Origin of the sequence: Neisseria sp. P0007.S010, from assembly GCF_051962875.1 — a bacterium.
Classification (GTDB): domain Bacteria; phylum Pseudomonadota; class Gammaproteobacteria; order Burkholderiales; family Neisseriaceae; genus Neisseria; species Neisseria subflava_A.
Map to the genome: position 1 here is coordinate 90,552 of NZ_JBQCUX010000002.1, position 23,012 is coordinate 113,563.

Sequence of the window (23,012 nt, forward strand, 5' to 3'; positions counted from 1 at the left end):
ATTACAATGTTTGCAATTGAAAGTCAAAAGGAGTCGGTATTGTTTTAACGCCTTGATTTTATATTGGGAACGACTATGGTTTGGTGGGTTTGGCAATAATGTTGCCCACTTCTCAAATATCGGTTGCGGCCGTCTGAAAAAGTTTCAGACGGCCTCATCAGTCGTCAAGGACGGCCGGTTAAGCCAGAGCTTCCTTAATGATGTCTTTCACTGCCGTCGCATTATTAGGGACAACACGGACCCGTTGTGGCAGATTTTCCAAGCCTTCCAATGCGGCAGGGCGGGGGATGGAAACTTCTCCGACCGCTTCATGGATGGTGGCTTCAAATTTGGCGGCCAGTGCGGTTTCGAGGCAGACGATGGTTTCGCCGGCTTCGCGGACTTCACGGGCAACTTTGACGCCATCGGCTGTATGCGGATCAATCAATTCATGATCTTGCTCGTAAACCTGTTTGATGGTGGCAAGGCGGTTGGCATGGGTCGATTTGCCGGAAACAAAGCCATATTGTTGATGTACTTTGTTTAAGGCAAATTCCAAATTGAAGCCTTTGCCGGAGGCTACTTCCGCCCATAAGGTTTGGATTTCGTCCGCATCGCGGTCCATCAGGTCAAACACAAAACGCTCGAAGTTGGAGGCTTTGGAAATATCCATGGACGGACTGGAAGTAACGTGGGTATGTTCGCTGTTGCGCGGACGGTATGCGCCGGTTTTGAAAAATTCGTCCAATACGTCGTTTTCGTTGGTGGCGACAATCAAGCGGTGGATGGGCAGGCCCATTTGGCGGGCGATATGGCCGGCGCAGACATTGCCGAAATTGCCGCTTGGTACGCAGAAGCTGACTTTTTCGTCATTGCTCGACGTGGCGTTGAAATAACCGGCAAAGTAGTACACGACTTGGGCGACGATACGGCCCCAGTTGATGGAGTTGACTGTGCCGATATGGTATTTGGCTTTGAATTCGGCATCGTTTTGTACGGCTTTGACGATGTCTTGGCAGTCGTCAAACATGCCTTCAACGGCGATGTTGTGGATGTTGGCATCTTGCAGGCTGAACATTTGCGCGCGTTGGAATGCGCTCATTTTGCCTTCCGGAGACAGCATAAAGACGTTGACGCCTTTTTTACCGCGCAGGGCGTATTCGGCGGCAGAGCCGGTATCGCCGCTGGTGGCACCCAAGATATTGAGTTCTTTGCCTTCTTTATTCAATACATATTCAAACGCATTGCCCAAGAATTGCATGGCCATGTCTTTGAATGCCAATGTCGGGCCGTTGGACAGGGCTTGAATTTTGATGCCGTCTGAAAGTGTGCGCACCGGCGTGATGGCTTTGGTACCGAATACTTCTTCGGTGTAGGTGCGGTTGATGATGTCGCGTAAATCATCAGCAGGAATGTCGGTGGCAAACAGGCTCATGACTTCAAACGCCAGCTCAGGATAGCTGAGTGTGCGCCATTGGTCTAAAGTAGCACGGTCGATTTGAGGGTATTGCTCAGGCAGCATCAAACCGCCGTCAGGAGCTAAACCCATCAATAAAACTTCGCTAAATTGCTTGCGTGCGGTCGCACCGCGGGTGCTGATATATTTCATGATTTCTTCTCTATAAAAACAAAAATATTGCCGGTCAAAACAGAAAATCCGCCTGCGAACCATCCCGCAAGCCGCCCTATCTCGACCTTAATCCACTATAAACTTTCAGACAACCCCGATACACAGAGGTCGTCTGAAAAACATTATCTATACAGACGCTTGAAACAAGCATTGACGGTTTTCACCGTTACCGACGCAATCGCCCGATCGCGCGAAGAAGGATTCAAAACATCCATCAACTCTTGCGCGGACACCTGATTCGGCGCCTCCTCGCTCGCGCAGCCGCAGATTTTGTCTTCCCACTCGCGCTGCTTGTCCGCGCTCATCGTCAGCGCAATCAAACGCCACTCATTGCGCTTGTTCAACTCCGAACGGCACTGATGATCGACCGCCATTTTCACCACGCTGCCGCCGATGCCCGTACCGCCGCCCAAACCGCCGAACGCCGAGTCAGAATCATAAGCGCAACCGCCAAACAACGCCGCCACAGAAGCAACGGCAACAATCTTTTTCATATTCATAGCCATCCCTTGCCGCAAGGTCGTCTGAAACGCCCCGCAAAGTCTTTAAACTAACGCGTATTATACCGTAAGCGGTGTGAGATGGGGGATTGGGGAAAATGAGATATAATTCGGCATTTATTTAAAAATTGGGTGTTTTTAGACATGTATTATCCTAAACCAAAGAAAAAACTAGCTATACCTAAAATTTTAGATGTAATTATAAAATTATTAACAATTGTAGCAGCAATAGTACCAATTACACCAATTATAGGATATTTGATTATCTATAATTATTTATCGATGATTGATCAACTAAGTTTGATTTCTGAGACGCTATCCTCCTCAACAAGTTTTTTAGTCATCGCATTTATTGTTCTTTGGATAGCTTTAATCATTACTATAGTATTTTTAGTACCTCCTATAATTTCATTTCAAGATAAAGAGAAATCTAAATTCGTCCAATGCAAAGAAAAATCTGACAATGCAAACAATAACTCAAAATTAGACTCTATCATTAAAAAATCATCAAATTTTTTAGAAAAATATTCAAATATATTATATGCAATAATATATTTAACATTTATAGTTGTGTCCGGTTTTGTGTTAGTACTTTCTATATTTGATTTTGAAATAAAAAATTCTAATATAATGCATTGTATAATTTTGTTAGTTTTTATTTCATATTTTATAATAATTTCACTTTTATCAATATTAGCTTACATAGAAAAGACTACTAAACAGCAGCAAATTTCATTGATTATACTATCTATTGTATCTAGTTTCTTATTCTTATTATCTCTAAATATCCCAAAAGGTTTATCAAATTTCCTAAACTTAACCATTCTTACTATATCACGGTTTGTTGAAACTCCTGGAAATTCTTCTTGGTATTTATTGCACAATAACTTTCAATCTCAAAACAGCCCGAAAGAAACTAACGGCATCAATGAAAATGATTTGAAGAAAATGAAAGAAATATTTAAATGTCCCTCTATTCATGAAGAAGTTCGAAAACTTTATACAATAGAATGTGAGGCAAATCCTGAAAAACGCAACAATGCCCTATACGGCTATATGGCTTGGAATATGGGTGATACCAAGGTTTTCTGTCCTGCCAGTGTTATCAATTTTAGAATAGACACAAAAGACAAGACAGATTTGAAAAGTTGTATCGTCATCAGCGGAAAAGCTCTGCAAATCATGCCTGAAAGTTATATCAGTACCAATACTGATGGCATTGACGACGGTAATCCTGAGAATACCGGTCATGACAATCCTGAAATTGATATTAATACTGACGTTAGATTCAAAAATGACCTTAACGCCCAATCCAATGCCGGCTTGACTAATTACAATATCCAGCCTGTCCTGCCGATACAATCCAACGCAAAAAATATGTCAATCCAGATTAATTACGGCAACTGTAATCATGATTCGTGTCATCCTGATATAGGAAACACGGACAAAAAAATCTGCCAGTAAGTTATGGCAGACCGATGCCGTCATTCCCGCGCAGGCGGGAATCCATCTTTAACGAAAAGCAAAGCCATAAAAATCAATCAACTGAAATTCACAAGCGGATTCCCGCCTGCGCGGGAATGACGGCTGTGATGTATCCTGTCTTTATTATTTCCTTTACCATCCGTCTGTTTTCAGACGACCTGCTATAATCCACGTCGTCTGAAAACCCTTTTCATGGAAACCGCCATGTCCGACCTTTTCGCCCGCCAACCAGAAGCCCCTTTAGCCGAACGTCTGCGCCCGCATTCTTTAGACGATGTCATCGGGCAACAGCACTTAATCGGCGAAGGCAAACCTTTGCGTGTGGCGGTGGAGGGAGGAAAGCCGCATTCTATGTTGCTGTGGGGGCCACCAGGTGTAGGCAAAACCACGCTGGCACGGATTTTGGCGCAGAGTTTCAATGCCCAGTTTCTGCCTGTTTCCGCTGTATTTTCTGGTGTGAAAGACATACGCGAGGCAATCGATAAAGCCGAAATCGCTTTGCAACAGGGACGCGCGACGATTTTGTTTGTCGATGAAGTCCACCGCTTCAACAAGGCGCAGCAGGACGCGTTTTTGCCGCATGTCGAAAGCGGTTTGCTGACCTTTATCGGCGCAACTACGGAAAACCCGTCGTTTGAAGTCAATCCCGCGCTGTTGAGCCGCGCGCAGGTGTATGTTTTGCAATCTTTGTCTTCAGACGACCTCAAAAAGCTGATTGCCAAAGTATTGGCTTTGCCCGAATACCGAGATTTCACGATTGAAGCCGATGCGCAGGAGCTGCTCGTCAATACCGCCGACGGCGATGCGCGCAGATTGTTGAATCTGCTGGAACAACTTTTACGCGCCGCCGACACACGTCGTCTGAAGACCCTGACCGCCGAATTTCTCGCCGACAGTCTCGGGGCGCAAATCCGCCGTTTCGACAAAGGTGGCGAGAGTTTCTACAACCAAATCTCCGCCCTGCACAAATCTGTGCGCGGCTCGCATCCCAACGCCGCGCTGTATTGGTTTTGCCGTATGCTCGACGGCGGCACCGACCCGCGCTACCTCGCCCGCCGCATCGTGCGCATGGCGTGGGAGGACATCGGGCTTGCCGACCCGCGTGCCTTAACGATTGCCAATGATGCCGCAGCGACTTATGAGCGCTTAGGCTCGCCAGAAGGGGAACTCGCACTGGCGCAAGCCGTGTTATACCTTGCTGCCGCCGCGAAATCCAACGCGGGCTACAAGGCATACAACCAAATGCGCCGCTTCGTTAAAGAAAACGCCAGCGACGAAGTACCCGTCCACCTGCGCAACGCCCCGACCAAGTTGATGAAAGAATTGGGCTACGGACGCGAATACCGTTACGCCCACGACGAACCAAATGCCTACGCCGCTGGCGAAAGCTATATGCCCGACGGCTTGGATGAACCCGATTTCTATCAACCTGTCCCGCGCGGGCTGGAAATCAAAATTGGCGAAAAGCTGAAATGGTTGAAATCCTTGGATGAAGAGGCGCTGGATGATTAAAACAATAAATGTGTCTCAAGTTTCAGACGGCCTTTGGCTATTTTGAGCGTAATAAATTGTTTAATATTGGCATTATATCTTTAATTTCGCTATAATTTTGTCATCCTATTTTTTGCCGAATAATCGAATACATAAAAAATCGCGGCTGCTGAACCCGATTTCCGAAACAAAATTAGAAAGCAGATAATGGACAATTTAGATCAAAGTCGTAGCCGTGCATGGCGACGACATCAAGAGCAACGCCCCAGTCATCGTATACATGGCAAAAATCCTTTGAAATATAAACCTGAAAAAAAGTGGGATTTGATATATCTCCGCAGCAATAAAATCAAACGTGCACAAAAACTGGGTTTTATTTATCCGTTCAGACAGCATGAATTTGATGCTGAATGGTTTGATTAACTCAAAAGATACATTTTCGATTCAATCGAGATGGTTTTCACAAGGCGGATATTTTCCGCCTTTTTTAATTTTTATGAATGCACTTTTTATTTGTAGTCGTAACCAATGGCGCAGTCCTACCGCTGAAACCGTATTTCGACGTTATCCAAATGTACAGGCACGTTCTGCGGGGACTAGCCCCAATGCGCGGCATACTGTTTCCATAGACGACATCGTATGGGCAGATAAGATTTTTGTGATGGAACAAAAACATAAGAGCCGTCTGCTGGCACAGTTTCCTCGTGCTTTGCAATATAAGGAAATGATTGTTTTAGATATTCCTGATGATTACAGATACATGGATGAAGAGTTGATAGAAATATTGAAGGAAAGTGTCGTGCCTTATCTGTCTAGATAATGAGGTTTTCCTCAAGATTATCTGAAAAAAATATGACTTACTTCTAAGTAAAATTCATTTCAATACCATCATTTTCTTCACGCATCACTGATAAATAAAACGCAAATCTAAGATCAAATTGAATTTTTCAGACGGCCTTTGCTGTTTGAATATTTTTAACCTATACCATACACACACATTTCCATGAATATTTTTAACCTATACCATACACACACATTTCCATGAATATTTTTGAAGCCTTACTATTATTGTGCCTGCTGATTGTCATTAGCGCGTTTGTGTCCTGTTCCGAACTCGCGCTTGCCTCGGCACGTAAAATCAAATTGCAGGTCATGGCGAAAGACGGCGGCGATACGCGCGCGCTTGACGTAATCAATATGCAGCAGCAGCCAGGCAGTTTTATTACTGTCGTCCAAATCGGATTGAACGCCGTCGCCATTCTTGCCGGTATCGTCGGCGAGGCGGCAATACGTCCGTATTTTGGCAAACTTTTGGAGAACGCAGGCAGTTGGGGCAGCACAGCTGCCTCTTTGCTGACCTTCTCGCTGGTTACAGGTAGCTTTATTTTAATTGCCGACCTGATGCCCAAGCGTATGGCAATGACCCATCCCGAAGCGGTGGCGGTACGCATCGTCCGTCCGATGATGTTTTTGATTTTTATCTTAAAGCCCCTTGTCTGGATTTTTGACGGGTTGGCAAACGCAATATTCAAACTCTTCAAAATCTCAACCGTCCGTCAGGAGCAGCTGACTTCGGAAGATATTTATGCCGTTGTTGATGCAGGCGCGCAGGCTGGTGTATTGAAAGAACAAGAACACTATCTGATTGAAAACATTTTCGATATGCAGGAGCGCACGGTGACTTCCACCATGAGCACGCGCGAATATATCGCCTATTTTGACAAACATGACGACAGCGATACCGTGTTGGAAATAATGTCGGAAAAACCACACAATAAATTCTTGGTGTGCGACGGCGATTTGGAACGCGTTATCGGCTATATCGAATCGCACACGCTGCTGACTTTGTTTTTAAAAGAAAAAGACGTCCGCCTGACCGACAAGCGCGTGTTGCGTAAAGCCTTGTTCATCCCCGATACACTGTCGCTTTACGATGTCTTGGAAACCTTCAAGACTTCCGGCGAAGACTTTGCCGTAGTGGTGAACGAATACGCGCTGGTGGTCGGCGTGGTAACGCTGAAAGATGTGATGAGCATTGTGATGGGTGAGCTGGTCAATACCGAAGAAGAGCCGCAAATCATCCGCCGCACCGAAGACACCTGGCTGGTGGACGGCGCGACCCCGCTCGCCGATGTCATGCGCGCGCTGGATATTGAAGAGTTTCCCAATTCGGAAAATTATGAAACCATCGCCGGCTTTATGATGTATTCCCTGCGCAAAATCCCGAAGCGTACGGATTTTCTGGTTTATGCCGGTTATAAGTTTGAAATCATCGATACTGAAAATTTGAAAATCGACCAACTTTTGGTTTCCAAACAAGGAAATATGGTGGGGAAAATGTAACAAGTAGCTGGGAACACTTGAAAAGAAAATTAAAAAATAAATAAAAAGGAAAAAATATTATGACGACAACTGAACCTCAAAAATACGCCCGCAGCCTGCACGCGCCCATCAGCCTCGGCACGACTTCAGACGACCGCTTTATGCCGCGCGGCTTTCTTTCATATTTTGCCTCACTGCCGAAATTGGTTTTAACCGAAAAATTAGATGGGCAAAACAACTGCTTTGCTGCGCACGGCCTCTATGCCCGTAGTCATGCTGCGCCTACCCAGCATCCGTGGGATAAACCTTTGCTGCAACGATGGCAGCGAATCAAAGATGATTTAGGCGATCTTGAACTTTTTGGCGAGAATATGTATGGCATTCATTCGATTGCCTATTCGCAACTGGAAAGCTATTTTTACCTGTTTGCAGTCCGCCGTGGCGGACATTGGCTTTCATGGGAAGAGGTTAAATTTTATGCGCAGCTGTTTGATTTTCCGACTGTACCAGAAATCCCCATTGTCCAGCCGCTTGCAGATTTCACTCAAAAGTACGCCAATGAAGATATTGCTTTAGCGCAATGGCTTGCTGCTAATTTGGGAGAACCGTGGACGGACAGCGTACAAACTTCCGGCAAGCTTGGCGGCTACGATCCGAACACAGGAGCGGCATGCAGCGAAGGTTTCGTTATCCGGAACGCCGATGATTTTGCCACCAACAACGGCAATCTGCCTGTTCAATCCAATGAATTCGACAATCTTTTCAAATTGGTGCGAGCCAAACACGTTAAAACCGACGTTCATTGGACGAAAACTTGGAAGCCTGCCCGTCTTATCGATTACGACAAATACCATTGGCAAAGCTGGCAGTTTCAGACGGCCTGAAGTCCAATTATCCAATAATAAGAAAGACAATTATGTGGACATTCCCATATTACATACCCGGTCAACTTCCTGATTGGCAAGCCTTAGAACGTCGTTTCAGCTGGTTTGCCGATATGAAGGACGTTCCGCAAGACCCTGAGTGGCATGCCGAAGGCGATGTATTTACGCATACCAAAATGGTATGCGAAGCCCTTTTACAATTGCCCGAGTTTCAAGCGCTTGATGGACAGGAGCAGCATATTCTGTTTGCTGCCGCCATGCTGCATGATGTGGAAAAACGCAGTACGACCAAGCGTGAAATAGAAAACGGCAAAGAGCGTCTCGTTTCGCCGCATCACGCAAAAAAAGGCGAGCATACCGCCCGTACTTTACTGTATACCGAACTTGCCGCTCCGTTTGCTGTAAGAGAAGCAATCGCCAAACTCGTGCGCTTGCACGGATTGCCCTTATGGGCGATTAACAAGCCTAATCCTGAGCGAGCCGTCATAGCGGCCAGTTTGCAGGTCAATACTGCACATCTTGCCATGCTTGCTAAAGCCGATGTACTGGGTCGTATATGTTGCGACCAACAGGATATTTTGCTGCGCATTGATTTGTTTCGTGAACTCTGTGAAGAAAACGCTTGTTGGGGTAAGGCGCGTACTTTTGCCAGCGATTACGGACGCTATCTCTATCTTAACGGCCGTAGCGAAATGCCGGATTATCAGCCATTTGATGATCAAACCTTTGATGTGTACGCCATGTGCGCCATAGCAGGTAGCGGCAAAGACAGTTACATCAGGCAACATCTTGCCCATCTGCCCATGCTGTCGCTGGATGAGATTCGCCGTGAGCGTAAACTCAATCCCGCGGACTCCAAACATACCGCCGAAGCAGTGCGTTTGGGTAAAGAGCAGGCAAAAGAATACCTGCGAGCCCGTACGTCATTTGTTTTTAATGCGACCAATCTTAACCGCGACCTGCGCAGCAAATGGCTACCGATGTTTGCCGATTACGGTGCACGTGTGCATCTCATTTATTTGGAAGTGCCTTACACGCAATTACTATCGCAAAACCGTAACCGCGAACATTCTGTTCCGAATGATGTGTTGCACCGCATGATAGAAAAGCTGGAAATCCCTGATTACAGTGAAGCGCATACAGTGGATTTTGTGGTTTCTTCTTAAAAGGGTAAGAACCTTGTAATTAGGCCGTCTGAAACAATCCAATGTTTCAGACGGCCTTTTTATGAAATCAAAAATTGCTAGAGCTAAGACAAAGGTCTTTATTCGCAGCTCAAGTTTTTTGTTTTTTCGGCGAATGTATCCATGGCAATTTGGCACATGCGTTCACGTTGGCCTACGTCGGCAGCAGGCAGGATTTGGCGCAGGTATTTTGTGTTGTCGCGTTGGAACGATGCTTTATCTCCTGCTTTTTGGTAACACGCATCTGCGCGGGTAAAATATTGCTGGCAGATTTTCGGCAACTCTTCAAAGGATAAAGGTTTGCTTTTGTGCATGCCGTGCGCGGAGACGGATAGGGAGGAAAGAGTACACAGTGTAATGATTAAGGTTTTTGAAATGGTTTTCATGGTAAGCCTATTTATTGAAGTGGTGTTTAAATCAATTGTTCGCCCCAATGCAGCTTTTGGCGCAGGGTTTTGAAGTATTGGTAATCGGTGGGATGGAGGACGCGCAAGGGATTGTGATAGCGGCGAATGATGATGCGGTCGAAGTTTTGCACGTCGATATGGGATTGTCCGTCAAAATGTGCGCGTGCGTCGCCGCTTTTGGTAATGAGGATTTCGATTACGCTGGTGTCGGAGATGGCAATCGGGCGGTTGGTCATGGATTGCGGACAGATAGGCACAAGCGTGAAGGCGTGCAGACCGGCTTGCATGATGGGGCCGCCGGCGGCAAGTGCATAAGCGGTCGAACCTGTCGGCGTGGAAATAATCAGGCCGTCCGAACGTTGGGTATAGACAAATTCTTGATTGATAAATACTTCAAATTCAATCATTTGGCCTGCGCCGCCACGAGACAGTACGGTATCGTTGAGGGCGAGGGCGCGTTCGATGGTTTCGCCGTCACGAATGATGCTGGCTTCAATGAGGATGCGCTCTTCAGGCAGATATTTGCCTTCCAGTACGGGGCGGATGCCCTCAACCATGGTGTCGCGTGAGATTTGGGTAAGAAAGCCCAAGTGGCCTTGATTGATGCCGATGATGGGGACGGCGCGCGGGGCAACTTCGCGGGCGGCGGAGAGGAAGGTGCCGTCGCCGCCGAGCACAACGACGAGGTCGCAATATTTGCCCAGCTGGGCTTTGTTTACGGTTTCGCAGTATGCGGAATCTTGGATATAGACGCAGTGTTCTTCTACGCTCAATTCATCCAGATAGATGGTGAAGCCGTTTTCGCGCAGAAAAGAAACCAATGTGTGGACGGTATCTTGAATTTCAGGCGTATTGGGACGTGTAACGATACCGATATTTTTAAATGGGCTTTTCATGATAGTAGGCCGTCTGAAATTAAGTGTCTAATCTATCCAGATATCGCGCTCGAGGCGGTCGAGGCGTTCGTTTAGGCGGGCAACGTCGTCACGCAGTTTGTCCACTTCTTCCAACCATGCGGCAAGCGTGGCTTGGTCGATAACAGGGGATTCGGGTTCGTGTGAAAAGTCGCTGATTTGCTCGGCAATGCTTTTGCCGATTTTTTTCATGGTGCGGCCGATGTCGCCGGCGCGCGAGCTGATGCTTTCTGCGGCCACATGACCGAATACACGCGCCAAATCTTCGCTCGGATAATAGCGCAGTCCACCCAAAATAGGAAGGACGGACATGCCCAATACCAAATCGCCTTCGAGGCTGATGTCGCCCACGCCGGGCTGACCGCCTTGGAGGATTTTTTGGATGGCACTGTTGTGGAATGTGATGTTGGTGTCGGCGGTTTCGTTTGCGGTTTCAAGAAAACCTTGTTCGCTGATGCGTCCGGTCAGTCTGAAACCGGTCAGGCTGATGCAGATGATGCTGCCTGCAAATTCAGACAGCTCGCGCTGTTGCTCTGGATTTTGCTGTATCAGGTGGTTGATAAGGGGAAATAGGGCGGACATGGTTTACTCTAAATGCCGTCTGAAACGGATTAATGGGTTGAGTCGCAATTTTACAGGCTTAGCCCGTCTGCGCAAACGGTATTTACAATTTTGCCGTTGCTTTTGTCATCAATGATGAAATCAGGAGCCGGTAGGCTGAGTTTGGCTGCTTCGGCAGTATAAAATTCAGCCCGGCTTGGGTGGCGGGGTTCGACAATATTGCGGATACGTTTGCCGTCAGCTTGGCAGGCCGTCTGAAAAAGGGCTTGGACGGCCAAGTTTTTATGAAGAATATTGACGGGTTGATTGCCGCCTTGAATGCGTGTTTTTTGAACCAGCTTGGTAACGGGATGACGATCGGCAGAATAAAGTCCGCCCAGTCGCAGTATGTCGATATGGGGGACGGCGCTTTCAAACAATGCTTGTTCAACCGCGAGGATTTGACGGGCGGATTCGGTTTGCGGATCGGGCGGCGTGGTTTCATCGCATATGCGTGCGTGGTTGCCATACACGCTGGTGCTGCTGGTAAAGATGATGTGTTGTACCTTGGACTGCTCGGCAAGTTGAATCCATTTTTTCAGGGTATCGGCGTAATGGTTTAATGACGAAGGCGGAAGCAGGCAGAACCATGTCGGCTTGTTGATATGGTTTTGCCACAAGGCCGAACTGTAAAAAATATCGTCTTGATTCAAATCGATGATGTCGAGTTCAATCGGCAAATTGATGTCGTCAGAGGTCAGATTGCGTTTGATGGCAGCTACCTGATTGCCTTGCTCATAAAATTTTTGCGCCAGCGGCAGGCCGAGATAGCCTAAGCCGAGAATGGAAATATCGGGAAGGTGCATAAATAAAGCATCCGAAAATTAACAGGCCGTCTGAAAATAGCTTTAACTTGGTTAAAGCCACGTTTTCAGACGGCCTTTGTATAGAAAAATTAATGGTTGCTGCCGATTTTTTGGTCGAATTCGGCACGGTGTTCCGGCAGGAGGTAAGGGCGCAACAGGCTGAGTGTGCGGCTGATGCCCCGTACTTTGGAATCTTCGGTCAACTTGGCGCGACCGCGCAGGGAGCTGTCAAAGTCGAACCAGTATTTCGTTACCATCCACATATTGACGGCGAGGTCGTTCATGGCGGTTTGGTCTGCACTGATGATGTTCAGCTCGTTGAGCTGGGTCAGCAGGTTGACCAACAGCGGGGAAACTTTGGCTTGGGTAAAGGTATTGTGTTCGCCCAATAATTCGGCACTGCGGGCAAGCAGGGTGTTCACATCGCTGAAAAGGAAACGGTATTCCCACATCACATCATAAATACCGGCCATGTAGTTAATGGAGTCTTCGACATTAGACGGCAACACGGCTTCGTTAAGATAGGCAAGCAGGGCCTCGCTGTAACGCTTGAATAATTGGACGATGATTTCGTCTTTGTTGCGGAAATGGTAGTAGAGGTTGCCCGGGCTGATGCCCAAGTGGGCGGCAATGTGGTTGGTGCTGATATTGCGCTCGCCTTCTTCGTTGAACAAGGCGAGGCTGGCATTGATGATTCGTGTGTAAGTGTTGACTTTAGCAATGCGCGGCATGGGATACACTCCTTTGTTTTATAGGCTGTATGAAGTCGGCAGCCAGTTGGGTTCTGCGTGTAATTCTACCTGAAATTGAGTAAATACTGTATTACAAACATATTGTGCCAGCTGGTGGACATCTTGCGCGGACGCGTTGTTTTTATTCACTAAAACCAAAGCCTGCCTGTCATGCACGGCCGCACCGCCGATCTGATGGCCTTTCAGACGGCATTGGTCAATCAGCCAGCCGGCCGCGAGTTTGACCGAACCGTCAGGTTGCGGATAGCGTGGCATATTGGGGTATTGCTGCAACAAATCGGCCGCTTTTTCTGCGCTGACAACAGGGTTTTTAAAGAAACTGCCGACATTACCAAGCACGTTAGGATTAGGCAGTTTACTGTTGCGGATTGCACACACTGCATCGGAAACATCTTTGGCCGTCGCCTCGCGACCTTGGCTCAATTCGGCAACCGCGGCCGCCAAATCGCCATAGCCCAAGTTCGGCATAAAATGCTCTTTCAACGCAAATACAACCGAAACAATCACATAACGGCCTTTGCCTTCCTGTTTGAACAGGCTTTCACGATAAGCAAAATCGCAATCGGCATTGGAAAGCTCGACAAAGGTTTCCGTATCCAAATCAAAGCAGCGTACGCTATGGATAACATCTTTGACTTCAACGCCGTATGCGCCGATGTTTTGTACCGGAGACGCGCCGACCGTACCCGGAATCAGACTGAGGTTTTCCAGTCCGCTCAAACCCAGTTTAACCGTATGCAAAACAAAATCATGCCAAATTTCTCCGGCCTGCGCTTCGATATAAACCAGGCCGTCTGAACGCCCAATTTCGCGTATTCCCTTGTTTTCCATATGCACAACCAGACCGACGTAGTCTTCCATCAAAAGAATATTGCTGCCGCCGCCGAGCCATAAAACAGTATCTCGGTTGAACTCGGGCAGCCGGACGATGTCGCGCAATTCATCGGCATGTTTGAGTGCAACAAATGCTTGGGCTTGGGCTTTGAGGCCGAAAGTGTTGTAAGGGGTAAGGTCGGTTTGGTATTGGATGGGTTGCATGATGATTTGTGATTTTGTGGATTCAGGTCGTCTGAAAACTTACTATTTAACAATTACGATAGGTAATGGGGTTTTGGGGCGCTTTATAATTTTCTTGGGAAGAATAGGTCAGCTTATTCACGATTTCTTCATAAATGTCGGAGCCTTCTGGTAACGACTTGCCTTCAAACATCCAACGGCCTTGAATAATATCGTCGGCAGAAATCCATCTTTCGATTTCATACACTGCCAATGTCCAACCGCGATAGACTGCAACTGCATATTTTGCTTTTTCACGTCGGCTTCCGATTTTCCAATATTTCCGTGTGCGTTCGTAAATTTCCTTATCCCTATTGGCTTCAGGAATATTCCCAGATCTAATGTCTTTTTTTAGTTTCTCATATTCGTTATTAATCGTAATTAAAACAATGGGTTTATCAGTTTTTAATTCTTGAGCATCATACTTTCGTTTTAATTCCGACAAACTCATTAATCCTACTTCTGAAGAATGCGCACCCCCTTGAATATTAGTCAGCGGCTGCTGGCTCGGCTTGACTAGGGAGAGTAGGTCTATTGCCATTGCTTCATATTCAAAAGCCTGTTTGTCTGTTTGGATGTTGTGCCGCAGAATGTAATACACGGGCTGGTTTCCGCTTTTATGTATTTCCCTAATCAAAGCAATTTTATCACTTGGCTTTTCTGTTTCTTGTAATGAACCTAGGGCATGATGGAAAACGCGATTGCCCACGCCTTTACCTACATAGAAAATATTGCCGTCTCTAGGGTCAATCAAGCAATAAACATAGTAAGCAAGTTTTTCTATAATGGAAGTTGAAAACATTTTTTTCCTTAAGAGTGAATAAGCCGTAAATGAAATATCAATGGAGGCCGTCTGAAAGAAATTTCAGACGGCCTTATGCGATTTGACCCTCTCTTTACTGCAAAGCTCCAAGCACCATACCAATGCAATGGCGGCAATTGTCAGCGAAACGGTCAGCGCGGTCCAGAAGCCGTAAATGCCCATATCGGCATGATAGGCAAGCAGGTAGCCGGGCAACAGGCCGCAACCCCAGAAAGCTACGGCATGGATGAACATCGGCATTTTGGTCACTTTATAGCCGCGCAGCGCATATGAAGCGATACATTGGGTAGCATCTGCCAGTTGGAATAGAGAAGCGAAAAATAAAACGGTTGCGGCAATGCCTAATACTGCCGCATCGTTGGTGTACATACCGGCCAACTGAAAGCGAAAGATGACCAAGAGCAGCGCGGTGCAGGCAGCAAGCATCCAGCCCAACACCAATGAAACGCCTGAAATATAACGCGCCCGCAAAAAATCGCGCCGCCCGAGCGAAAAGCCAACGCGTACCGTGCTTGCCGAGCCGACGCTTTGCGGAACCATATACAAAATACCCGACAGGCTAATGACGACTTGTTGCGCGGCGACATAATCCTCGCCGAATGGCGCCACTAAAAAGACGATAAACGAAAACGCGCTGGCTTCTAAAAAATAAGACAAGCCGATGGGGGCGCCGATTTTCCAAATCTGTTTGAAAGCCGTCAAATCGGGTTTGCCGATTTTTGCCGTCAAACCAAACGGACGGAAGAATTTTTCTTTGGCAATATAAAGCCACAAAGCCAATGCGCTGAACCAAAATACCGCCGCCGTTGCCACGCCGCAACCTGCGCCACCTAAAGCAGGCATACCGAATTTGCCGTAAACAAACACATAGTTCAGCGGCACATTCAATACAAATGCCGTGAAGCTGACCAACATAATTGCGCGTGGGCGGTTCAAGCTTGAGGCATAGGCGTGCAGGGCGCGGTGTATCATGGCGGCCGGCATAGCCAAGCTGGTAAAGAACATATATTGCGCCATTGTGTCTTCGACATAATCGTTTAATGTCAGCCAATGACGGAAAGGCGTAATCATCGCCCACATCAACAGCATACCGAATACGCCTAAACACAAGCCAAACCAAATGCCCTGCATTCCTGTTTTGCCGACTTCTTCGGTTTTACCTGCACCGTACAGCTGGGCAATCATCGGGTTCAACGCCGCCATTACGCCCATAAAAGTAATGTAAATCGTAGAAAACGCGCTGCTGCCCAAAGCCACCGCGGCCAAATCTTCCTTACCTGCGCCGCCGGCCATCACCGTATCGACAAAACCAATGCCCACTTGCGCCACTTGCGCCAACAGCATAGGCAGGGCGAGGGCGGTAAGCAGGCGGGTTTCTTTTAAGAAAACAGGAAAGGCAAAGCGGTTGAGGTTCAGTAGCATAAGTGTGCGGTTTGAGGATAAAGGCCGTCTGAAACAGAAACGTAAAATTATAAAGGGTAATGCTGATAAGTAGGCAATATGTTGTTTAATCGCTAAATTTTTCAGACGGCCTTAAATGTCGGATGTCTTTTTACTGCTTCCAACCAGCTGTCCGGTGTTTGAAACTGCATCAGGCCGTCTGAAAGCGACACTGCGGCTTGGGTAGTTGAAGCGCGAGTCAGTTTTTCATTGGTTTCGGCATCGTAAATGGTGTAATCGATACGCAGGCAGCTTTCGATCTCGACAATGTCCATATCAACGCGGATTTTTTGGCCGAAACGGGCAGGGCGGATGTATTTGAGGTTCATCTGCACAATAGGCCAGCTGTACCCCTGCCGTCCCATTTCGTTGTAGTCGTAACCGATGGAAGACAAAAAAGCACAACGTGCAGTTTCAAGGTATTTGACATAGTTGCCGTGCCACACGATGTGCATGGCATCTACGTCAAAAAAAGGAACTTCGGTTTCAAAGCTGTGTTGGCAGTAGATGTGTTTTTTCATGGTTTAAAAGAGTAAGTGTGATGGTTTCAGACGGCGTCTTCGCCCCAAAAATCATAAAAATTGAACCATTGTAGCGGATTTTGCGCACATTCTTGCGCCAAAATGTCGGCAAAACGCTGCATTGCGTCTTTGACGGAAGCCTCGCGGTTGCCGCGTTTCCAGCTGGAAGTATCGGTAAAGCGGCGCAGTTTCAAATGATAGCGGCCGTTTTGTTTGATGCAAAACAGCGTGTTTACCTGCGTTTTTAAAAGCGAAGCCAATAGCCATGCACCTTGCGGCATAGGGGCCGTATGGCCTAAGAAATTAATGTCGGCGGTTTTCTCGCCGCGTACAGGCACACGGTCGGCCGCAATGGCAATCCATTCGCCGTCTTCGATACGGCGGTTCAATTCCATCATTAGGGTGGTGTCCAAATCTGTTACCTGAATCAGACGGATATGATCTGCGCCGGCTTTTTGCAATGCCTCGTTAAATGCCTGCGCGTGTTTGCTGTGCACCAATACATTGAGTCTGAAATTTTTATGGTGCGACACCAGCGCACGGCAAACTTCGGTATTGCCCAAGTGTGAGCAGGCAAAAATCTGGCCGCGTTCGTTGCGCTTGACTTGCGAATAGATGTCGTCCGGATCTTCAATTACCAAATCTTCATAACGGATTTTGCGTTGCCACACGGCAAAACGGTCGCAAACCGCTTCGCCAAATGCGACGAATTGTTTGAATACGCTATGTTTCGGCAGGACGGTATGGGGAAAGGCCGTCTGAAGACGGGTTTGATAGCGTAAGACATGACGGCGCGGTTTGGGCGCGGTTGCATAAAAATACAGCACCACAAACCAAATGCACGGCCTCATGAAAAAAGCCGGCAGATAGCGCACCATCAATGTGGTCAGAGCGAGAAACAGGCGGCTGCCGCGTTCGGGCTGCGCCGCCCAATGGGTTTGTTTATTGTTGGTCATGGTTTCAGACGGCCTTTCCGAAAACTTTACCCAATCGGTGTTTCAACATACCGAAAAACAGCCGTGTATGCATTTTGCTGATGCGGACATTGTCGGCAAAGGCATCGAAGTGGGACACGCCGTCGGCGGCGTATTGGACGGGCGTTTTAATCCAAACCGGTTTGATGTCGCGCCAGTAGAGGCGGATAAGGATTTCTGTATCGAAGTCCATGCGGTCGCCTACAGTTTCTTCGCGGACAACGGATAGCGCGGGTGCAAGCGGATAGAGGCGGAAGCCGCACATGCCGTCTTTGATGTCGCATGACCAAGTGTGCAGCATATTCCAAAAGTCGGTAATTTTGCGTCCGTAAAGCCGTGCTTTGGGCGCATCATCGCCGTATTGCGGCCAGCCGCAAACAACGGCTTCGGGATTTTGTTCTGCTGCGGCGAGGAGTTTGGGTGTGTCGCTTAAGCAATGCTGGCCGTCTGCATCAACCTGCAAGACGTGGGTATAGCCATGTTCTTGAGCGTATTCCAAGCCGGTTTTGACCGCTGCGCCTTTGCCGCCGTTGATTGGACGGTAAAGGACATCAATGCTGTCTGAAACCAAAGCCTGCAATACAGGTTTGCATTCTTCGCGTGAACCGTCGTCCACAATTAAAACGTTTAAACCAAAGCCACGCATGGTTTGGGCAACGTGGCTGATGGTGGTCGGGTGGTTGTAATGTGGAATAAGGGCCAGGGTTTTCATAAATATTTTTTAGACGACGTTAACACAATGCAGAGTATAGCAAATAAACATGCCATAGCGTTTGAAAAGGCCGTCTGAAACGGCGAGGACAAAATCGTTTGATTTCGTTTTTCACTGTTTCAGACGGCCTTTGCTATGCCATTAATTCAGCATTGTACATGACCGACATCGAGGCATAAATCATGGAATTCGTTGAGCGTGCTGCGGTGGCCGATGCTGATGATGATGCTGTCGGGCAGTTTTTGTTTTAAGGCGCGGTAGAGCATGGCTTCGGTCGGTTCGTCCAAGGCTGCGGTGGCTTCGTCGAGCAGGATGACTTTGGGCTGCGAGAGCAGGGCGCGGACGAAGGCGACGCGTTGCAGTTCGCCCGGGGAGAGTTTGTGTTGCCAGTCATCGGTTTTATCTAATTTATCAACCAGATAACCTAATCGGCAGGTATTCATGGCGTCGATTAGTTCCGGATGTTGTTTGTCGATATAGGGGTAACAAATCGCGTCGCGCAGGCTGCCTTGCGCTGTGTACGGGCGTTGCGGCAGAAAGAGGATGTCTTGATGCGGCGGATGGCTGACTTTACCGCTGCTGCCGAAAGGCCAAAGCCCTGCCAGCGCGCGCAGCAACGAAGTTTTGCCGCAACCGCTCGGGCCGCGTATCAGCAGGGAATTGCCGTTTTTGAGGTTGATGTTGATGCCGTCTAATAAAACTTCGCCGTTGTGACGGTATAGGGCAACGTTTTCTAAGATTAGGCCGTCTGAAACTTCGGTAAGGTCGGGTTGTCGTGCGGTGTGTTTTTCTTCCGTACTCAGCAAAAAGCCGTACAGACGCTCTAGTCGGGCGCGGTATGCGGTGAATTTGTTGTAGAACATCCGGAAGAAAGACAGCGCGTTTTGCAGTCGTGCGAAGGCTTGGACGGTCTGCTGGATGTCGCCGATTTTGATTTGTCCGGCAAACAGGCGCGGGGCTTGTAAAATAATGGGGAAGAGTTTGATGCCGTTGGTGAACATATCGTTAAAACCACTCAGGCAGACGCTTTGCCGCGCAATGCGCCAACGGTTGCGGATAATGGCTTTAAAACGGTCGGAAAGCTGGTCATGTTCGTGTTTTTCGCCGCTGTAAAACGCCACGCTTTCGGCGTGGTCGCGTACGCGGATGAGGGAATAACGATAGTCGCCGTTGAGCTTTTCGTTTTCATAGTTGTAATGAATCAAGGGGTTGCCTATCCACATGGCGATAAAGGTCGCCAAAATCACAAACATATAGACAAACCAAACGATGCCGTGCGAAATGTCGAAGCCGAACACGGTCAGGATGCCTGCCAAGCCCCACAAAACAACGGCAAATTCCAGCGAGGTAACGACCGAATTGACCATGCCGCGCACAAATTCTATGGTCGAGGCGATGAAATCCTGCGCGTCCTGTTGGATACGCTGGTCGATGTTGTCCGGTGCATGGTGGCGCATTTGCAGGCGGTAGTAGTTTTTGTCGGCAAGCCAGCGCGAAGTCAAAACTTCATTGAGCCGCTCCGACCATTTAATCGCCAAGCCTTGATCGAGAAAGTCGTTGACGACATTGTTAAACGCCCGTATCAGCACCACGCCCGCGTTCATCGCTGCAAACATCCAAAACGCGGAGGCGTTCAAATCCTGCATCGAGTCGTAAAGCCCTTTGGACATAAAGGTACTCAATACATTCAGCCGCACTTCGGTCAGCAGCAGCGCAATCATCGCCGTAATCAGCAGCAATACTTTGACCGCGCTTTTTGGCGTCAGGCACAGCCGCAGGATATAGGCAAACTCACGCCCGAAGCGCGTTTCGCGTGCCAAAAACAGAATCACCGCCGAGGCGGCGGCGACCATCAACAAGGTCTGTAACAGCCAAGACGGCGTGGAATAAAGCTCGATTTGCCATTTTTGCATGGAGTGTTCTCTGAAAGGATGTAAAGGCCGTCTGAAAGGACGGTAAATTTATTTGACTATGGTAACTGTAATAATAGTTTTCTGAACTGTTGTATTTTTGTATTTACAAACGGTTCTTATTTGTTTTTGTGGAAAGCAGAAATCTTATCAAATATAATCGCAAAACCAAATTACTTTGTAATTTTTTACTCGATATAAGAATTATTAATATTTCAAACCAGAAGGTATTTTATGAACAGCAAATTAGCCCTGATGCCGCTTGTGGTTGCAAGCGCATTCGCTTACGCCGCCGATGAAGCCACCTCTGCTCCCGAAGCATATGCAGAAGTGCAGGAAGTCAAAGTCCACGCCGACGCCAAACGCGTGAAGGCCGCACGCTCGTATTCTATTGCCAGTGACGGCGATATGCGCGACCGTGTGAATTTGGGTGTGTTGGGTAAAGCCAATGCCTTTACCGCTCCGATTACCGTGGTCAATTACGACGAAAAAGCCCTCAACAATACCGAAGCGCGTACTTTGGTGGATGCCGTAGCGAAAAAAGACGCTTCGACTTGGCAGTTTGGCGGTGAAAGCAACACCTTGACCGGCCTGTATTTCCGCGGTTATCAGCTTGATGCGCGCCAATTCAGCGTCAACGGTTTGGCAGGTATGTACGGCACGCAAGGCACGGCCAGCGTACATGTCGGTTCCGCGCAACTGATTAAAGGCGCATCCACTGCCGTAAACGGTATGGACCCTGAAGGCGCGGTATCCGGTTCCGTCAACATCGAAACCAAAAAAGCCGCCGATGAAGGCAACCGCAAAATCGGTTTGGGCTGGTTCAGCAACAACCGTGCCCAAGGCACATTCGACTTGGGTCAACGCTTCGGCGAAAACAAAGAATTCGGTGTGCGCGCCAACGGCAAACTGCGCCACGGTGACACCCCGCGCGACGGTTACAGCGAGGACAACAAAGAATTTGCTTTGAATACCGACTACCGCGGCGAAAAACTGCGCGTGGCGTTCGATTCCATCTACGCGAAACGCAAAACCAATGGCGGCCGCGCGCGTATGCAGGACATTCAAAACCTGCAAGGCCGTCTGTTTGATGCACCTGACGGTAAAACCAACCTGCTGCCTTCTTGGAACTGGCAAAACACCGTCGGTCAAACCAATATGCTGACGTTTGAATGGGATGCGTTTGACAATGCACAGATTACAGGCGGTATCGGCTACAACAAGGCGCGTTATTACGGCACGCTGATTTCTCCAACTATTTGCGGCAAAGATGGCGCAAGCAGCCAAACCGCAACCTGCTCAAGTGCCAACCAATACCACACAGGTACGGCACGCCTGACCGACCAATATTTCCGTACTTTGAGTATGAATTTATCCGCGCGCGGCGAATTTGAAACCGGCCCGGTAACGCATAACTGGAGTACTGCTTTTGACCGTGTCATTCGTCAGCGTGCGACTGTCCGTGGTTCGGCTGCAGGTAAAAGCCGCGTTGAGGTTGATGCAAACGGCAATATTGAAAATCAACTGGCTTCTTTTGTTCCTAATTACGCGACAGACTGGGAAGGCTCAGCAAACCTGGATGCCAATATCAAAGTCAACAGCTTGGCCTTGTCCGATACACTGGGCTTTGCCGACAATAAATACCGCCTGACGCTGGGCGGACGTTTCCAAGCAGTTGAATACACCAATAAAAAAGAAGGTCAAAGCGGAGATTCCAAACGCTTCAGCCCGATGCTGATGGCTGCATGGGTACCGCAACCTGACTTGGTCGTGTACGGCAACTACATGGAAGACTTAGAGCCTGCCGACATCAAAACCGATGATGACGGCCATACCACCATGTCCAAACCACGTGTCAGCCGTCAGTTTGAAGTGGGCGTGCGTAAAAACTGGGGCAATTTCGTAACCACGTTAAACGCGTTCCAAATCAAACGTCCGGGCTACTGGCGCGGTCAGACAACCACCAAGACAATAAATGGGGTAACAACAACAACGCTGACCTATGGCAACAATTCCGCTTTTGCCCGTTCCGGTGCTGCGGCAGGCGACGAACAAGGCATGGAACGTAGCCGCGGTATCGAGTTCAACACCTACGCGAATTTGCTCAACAATACTTTGCGTCCGACTTTGGGTCTGATGTATCTGCAATCGACCGTGAAAGACTATCCAAATTCACGCGATATGCTGGTCAGCGGCGTACAAGTTGCCAACCCGCGCGTAATTGCCAAAGCAGGCGTTGAATGGGATACCCCGTTTGCCAAAGGCTTGACCTTGAACGGTAATGTTTCGTATTTCGGCAAGTCTTACCAAGACACGCAAAAACAATACGCTTTCCCATCTTACACTTTGGTTGACGTAGGCGCGCGCTACAAAACCAAGCTCGGCAAAAATACTTTGACCGTCAGCAGCTCGGTAGAAAACCTGTTCAACAAAAACTACTGGCAGGTACAACGCGGCCAATACGACCGCAGCTTCGCCGTTGTCGGTATGCCGCGTACTTATTGGCTGAAAGCGGAATTGGATTTCTAATCTGATTTCGGTTTGACCGTAATAGCAGGCCGTCTGAAAAGGAATGATAAAAAGCAAAAATTTGTTTTTTATCCCTTTTCAGACGGCCTGATT

General features: G+C 48.1%; 22 protein-coding genes. 8 read left to right on the forward strand and 14 right to left on the reverse strand.

The window, feature by feature from the left end:
- Nucleotides 1-178: 178 nt before the first annotated feature.
- Together thrC and ACTHR7_RS01875 are read right to left on the reverse strand one after the other, a co-directional pair.
- Nucleotides 179-1,588: a threonine synthase gene (gene thrC, locus ACTHR7_RS01870; RefSeq protein WP_003746333.1), complete on the reverse strand. Its 1,410-nt coding sequence runs from the start codon at nt 1,586-1,588 to the stop codon at nt 179-181.
- A 143-nt stretch (nt 1,589-1,731) separates the two neighbouring features.
- Nucleotides 1,732-2,109 (reverse strand): hypothetical protein, encoded by a 378-nt coding sequence (locus ACTHR7_RS01875; protein ID WP_440370228.1) that lies wholly within the window; start codon nt 2,107-2,109, stop codon nt 1,732-1,734.
- A 144-nt stretch (nt 2,110-2,253) separates the two neighbouring features.
- Between ACTHR7_RS01875 and ACTHR7_RS01880 the strand changes: the two genes are divergently transcribed.
- The 7 genes from ACTHR7_RS01880 to ACTHR7_RS01910 all read left to right on the forward strand — a co-directional run bounded on the left by ACTHR7_RS01880 (nt 2,254) and on the right by ACTHR7_RS01910 (nt 9,457).
- Entirely contained in the window at nt 2,254-3,573 is a 1,320-nt protein-coding gene (locus ACTHR7_RS01880) for a hypothetical protein (protein WP_440370229.1), read from the forward strand.
- A gap of 225 nt (nt 3,574-3,798) precedes the next feature.
- Entirely contained in the window at nt 3,799-5,106 is a 1,308-nt protein-coding gene (locus ACTHR7_RS01885) for a replication-associated recombination protein A (RefSeq protein WP_440370230.1), read from the forward strand.
- 186 nt (nt 5,107-5,292) lie between these two features.
- Nucleotides 5,293-5,508, forward strand: coding sequence for a hypothetical protein (locus tag ACTHR7_RS01890; RefSeq protein WP_070824389.1), 216 nt, complete (start codon nt 5,293-5,295; stop codon nt 5,506-5,508).
- Nucleotides 5,489-5,905 (forward strand): low molecular weight protein tyrosine phosphatase family protein, encoded by a 417-nt coding sequence (locus tag ACTHR7_RS01895; protein WP_440370231.1) that lies wholly within the window; start codon nt 5,489-5,491, stop codon nt 5,903-5,905. Before ACTHR7_RS01890 ends, ACTHR7_RS01895 begins: the two co-directional genes overlap by 20 nt.
- A 221-nt stretch (nt 5,906-6,126) precedes the next feature.
- On the forward strand, nt 6,127-7,428 hold the full coding sequence (locus ACTHR7_RS01900) for a hemolysin family protein (RefSeq protein WP_070504676.1): 1,302 nt from the start codon (nt 6,127-6,129) through the stop codon (nt 7,426-7,428).
- 59 nt (nt 7,429-7,487) lie between these two features.
- Nucleotides 7,488-8,291 (forward strand): RNA ligase family protein, encoded by an 804-nt coding sequence (locus ACTHR7_RS01905; RefSeq protein WP_070824387.1) that lies wholly within the window; start codon nt 7,488-7,490, stop codon nt 8,289-8,291.
- A 32-nt stretch (nt 8,292-8,323) separates the two neighbouring features.
- The gene (locus ACTHR7_RS01910) at nt 8,324-9,457 is read left to right on the forward strand and encodes an AAA family ATPase (RefSeq protein WP_070504670.1); all 1,134 of its coding nucleotides are present in this window, start codon (nt 8,324-8,326) and stop codon (nt 9,455-9,457) included.
- Between the two features lie 98 nt (nt 9,458-9,555).
- Here the strand turns inward: ACTHR7_RS01910 and ACTHR7_RS01915 are convergent, their stop codons facing one another.
- The 12 genes from ACTHR7_RS01915 to ACTHR7_RS01970 form a co-directional block, all read right to left on the reverse strand.
- Nucleotides 9,556-9,861, reverse strand: a complete 306-nt coding sequence (locus ACTHR7_RS01915; RefSeq protein WP_070824386.1) for a hypothetical protein — start codon at nt 9,859-9,861, stop codon at nt 9,556-9,558.
- 26 nt (nt 9,862-9,887) lie between these two features.
- Nucleotides 9,888-10,778, reverse strand: a complete 891-nt coding sequence (locus ACTHR7_RS01920) for an NAD(+) kinase (protein WP_039863638.1) — start codon at nt 10,776-10,778, stop codon at nt 9,888-9,890.
- 27 nt (nt 10,779-10,805) lie between these two features.
- Complete coding sequence (locus tag ACTHR7_RS01925; protein ID WP_070824385.1) at nt 10,806-11,378, reverse strand: ubiquinone biosynthesis accessory factor UbiJ; 573 nt, start codon at nt 11,376-11,378, stop codon at nt 10,806-10,808.
- A gap of 50 nt (nt 11,379-11,428) precedes the next feature.
- Nucleotides 11,429-12,202, reverse strand: a complete 774-nt coding sequence (locus tag ACTHR7_RS01930; protein ID WP_070824384.1) for an NAD(P)-dependent oxidoreductase — start codon at nt 12,200-12,202, stop codon at nt 11,429-11,431.
- Nucleotides 12,203-12,291: 89 nt separating this feature from the next.
- On the reverse strand, nt 12,292-12,933 hold the full coding sequence (locus tag ACTHR7_RS01935; protein ID WP_440370232.1) for a TetR/AcrR family transcriptional regulator: 642 nt from the start codon (nt 12,931-12,933) through the stop codon (nt 12,292-12,294).
- A gap of 18 nt (nt 12,934-12,951) precedes the next feature.
- Entirely contained in the window at nt 12,952-13,992 is a 1,041-nt protein-coding gene (murB, locus tag ACTHR7_RS01940) for a UDP-N-acetylmuramate dehydrogenase (RefSeq protein ID WP_070824383.1), read from the reverse strand.
- 46 nt (nt 13,993-14,038) lie between these two features.
- Entirely contained in the window at nt 14,039-14,812 is a 774-nt protein-coding gene (locus ACTHR7_RS01945; protein ID WP_293206874.1) for an LEM-3-like GIY-YIG domain-containing protein, read from the reverse strand.
- 63 nt (nt 14,813-14,875) lie between these two features.
- Nucleotides 14,876-16,255: an MATE family efflux transporter gene (locus ACTHR7_RS01950; protein ID WP_293206871.1), complete on the reverse strand. Its 1,380-nt coding sequence runs from the start codon at nt 16,253-16,255 to the stop codon at nt 14,876-14,878.
- Nucleotides 16,256-16,356: 101 nt separating this feature from the next.
- A complete protein-coding gene (locus ACTHR7_RS01955) occupies nt 16,357-16,794 on the reverse strand; it encodes an acyl-CoA thioesterase (RefSeq protein WP_004519960.1) in 438 nt (145 codons plus the stop codon).
- A gap of 26 nt (nt 16,795-16,820) precedes the next feature.
- Nucleotides 16,821-17,750, reverse strand: coding sequence for an LpxL/LpxP family acyltransferase (locus tag ACTHR7_RS01960; protein ID WP_107867247.1), 930 nt, complete (start codon nt 17,748-17,750; stop codon nt 16,821-16,823).
- A gap of 4 nt (nt 17,751-17,754) precedes the next feature.
- Nucleotides 17,755-18,480: a glycosyltransferase family 2 protein gene (locus ACTHR7_RS01965; protein ID WP_440370233.1), complete on the reverse strand. Its 726-nt coding sequence runs from the start codon at nt 18,478-18,480 to the stop codon at nt 17,755-17,757.
- A gap of 146 nt (nt 18,481-18,626) precedes the next feature.
- Nucleotides 18,627-20,393 (reverse strand): ABC transporter ATP-binding protein/permease, encoded by a 1,767-nt coding sequence (locus tag ACTHR7_RS01970; RefSeq protein ID WP_440370234.1) that lies wholly within the window; start codon nt 20,391-20,393, stop codon nt 18,627-18,629.
- Between the two features lie 231 nt (nt 20,394-20,624).
- Between ACTHR7_RS01970 and ACTHR7_RS01975 the strand changes: the two genes are divergently transcribed.
- Nucleotides 20,625-22,919: a TonB-dependent receptor gene (locus tag ACTHR7_RS01975; protein WP_440346053.1), complete on the forward strand. Its 2,295-nt coding sequence runs from the start codon at nt 20,625-20,627 to the stop codon at nt 22,917-22,919.
- Nucleotides 22,920-23,012 lie beyond the last annotated feature (93 nt).

Excerpts from the sequence above, each read along its gene's own strand:
- thrC (WP_003746333.1), bottom strand. The coding sequence starts at position 1,588 with ATGAAATATATCAGCACCCGCGGTGCGACCGCACGCAAGCAATTTAGC.
- ACTHR7_RS01875 (WP_440370228.1), bottom strand. The coding sequence starts at position 2,109 with ATGAATATGAAAAAGATTGTTGCCGTTGCTTCTGTGGCGGCGTTGTTT.
- ACTHR7_RS01880 (WP_440370229.1), top strand. The coding sequence starts at position 2,254 with ATGTATTATCCTAAACCAAAGAAAAAACTAGCTATACCTAAAATTTTA.
- ACTHR7_RS01885 (WP_440370230.1), top strand. The coding sequence starts at position 3,799 with ATGTCCGACCTTTTCGCCCGCCAACCAGAAGCCCCTTTAGCCGAACGT.
- ACTHR7_RS01890 (WP_070824389.1), top strand. The coding sequence starts at position 5,293 with ATGGACAATTTAGATCAAAGTCGTAGCCGTGCATGGCGACGACATCAA.
- ACTHR7_RS01895 (WP_440370231.1), top strand. The coding sequence starts at position 5,489 with ATGCTGAATGGTTTGATTAACTCAAAAGATACATTTTCGATTCAATCG.
- ACTHR7_RS01900 (WP_070504676.1), top strand. The coding sequence starts at position 6,127 with ATGAATATTTTTGAAGCCTTACTATTATTGTGCCTGCTGATTGTCATT.
- ACTHR7_RS01905 (WP_070824387.1), top strand. The coding sequence starts at position 7,488 with ATGACGACAACTGAACCTCAAAAATACGCCCGCAGCCTGCACGCGCCC.
- ACTHR7_RS01910 (WP_070504670.1), top strand. The coding sequence starts at position 8,324 with ATGTGGACATTCCCATATTACATACCCGGTCAACTTCCTGATTGGCAA.
- ACTHR7_RS01915 (WP_070824386.1), bottom strand. The coding sequence starts at position 9,861 with ATGAAAACCATTTCAAAAACCTTAATCATTACACTGTGTACTCTTTCC.
- ACTHR7_RS01920 (WP_039863638.1), bottom strand. The coding sequence starts at position 10,778 with ATGAAAAGCCCATTTAAAAATATCGGTATCGTTACACGTCCCAATACG.
- ACTHR7_RS01925 (WP_070824385.1), bottom strand. The coding sequence starts at position 11,378 with ATGTCCGCCCTATTTCCCCTTATCAACCACCTGATACAGCAAAATCCA.
- ACTHR7_RS01930 (WP_070824384.1), bottom strand. The coding sequence starts at position 12,202 with ATGCACCTTCCCGATATTTCCATTCTCGGCTTAGGCTATCTCGGCCTG.
- ACTHR7_RS01935 (WP_440370232.1), bottom strand. The coding sequence starts at position 12,933 with ATGCCGCGCATTGCTAAAGTCAACACTTACACACGAATCATCAATGCC.
- murB (WP_070824383.1), bottom strand. The coding sequence starts at position 13,992 with ATGCAACCCATCCAATACCAAACCGACCTTACCCCTTACAACACTTTC.
- ACTHR7_RS01945 (WP_293206874.1), bottom strand. The coding sequence starts at position 14,812 with ATGTTTTCAACTTCCATTATAGAAAAACTTGCTTACTATGTTTATTGC.
- ACTHR7_RS01950 (WP_293206871.1), bottom strand. The coding sequence starts at position 16,255 with ATGCTACTGAACCTCAACCGCTTTGCCTTTCCTGTTTTCTTAAAAGAA.
- ACTHR7_RS01955 (WP_004519960.1), bottom strand. The coding sequence starts at position 16,794 with ATGAAAAAACACATCTACTGCCAACACAGCTTTGAAACCGAAGTTCCT.
- ACTHR7_RS01960 (WP_107867247.1), bottom strand. The coding sequence starts at position 17,750 with ATGACCAACAATAAACAAACCCATTGGGCGGCGCAGCCCGAACGCGGC.
- ACTHR7_RS01965 (WP_440370233.1), bottom strand. The coding sequence starts at position 18,480 with ATGAAAACCCTGGCCCTTATTCCACATTACAACCACCCGACCACCATC.
- ACTHR7_RS01970 (WP_440370234.1), bottom strand. The coding sequence starts at position 20,393 with ATGCAAAAATGGCAAATCGAGCTTTATTCCACGCCGTCTTGGCTGTTA.
- ACTHR7_RS01975 (WP_440346053.1), top strand. The coding sequence starts at position 20,625 with ATGAACAGCAAATTAGCCCTGATGCCGCTTGTGGTTGCAAGCGCATTC.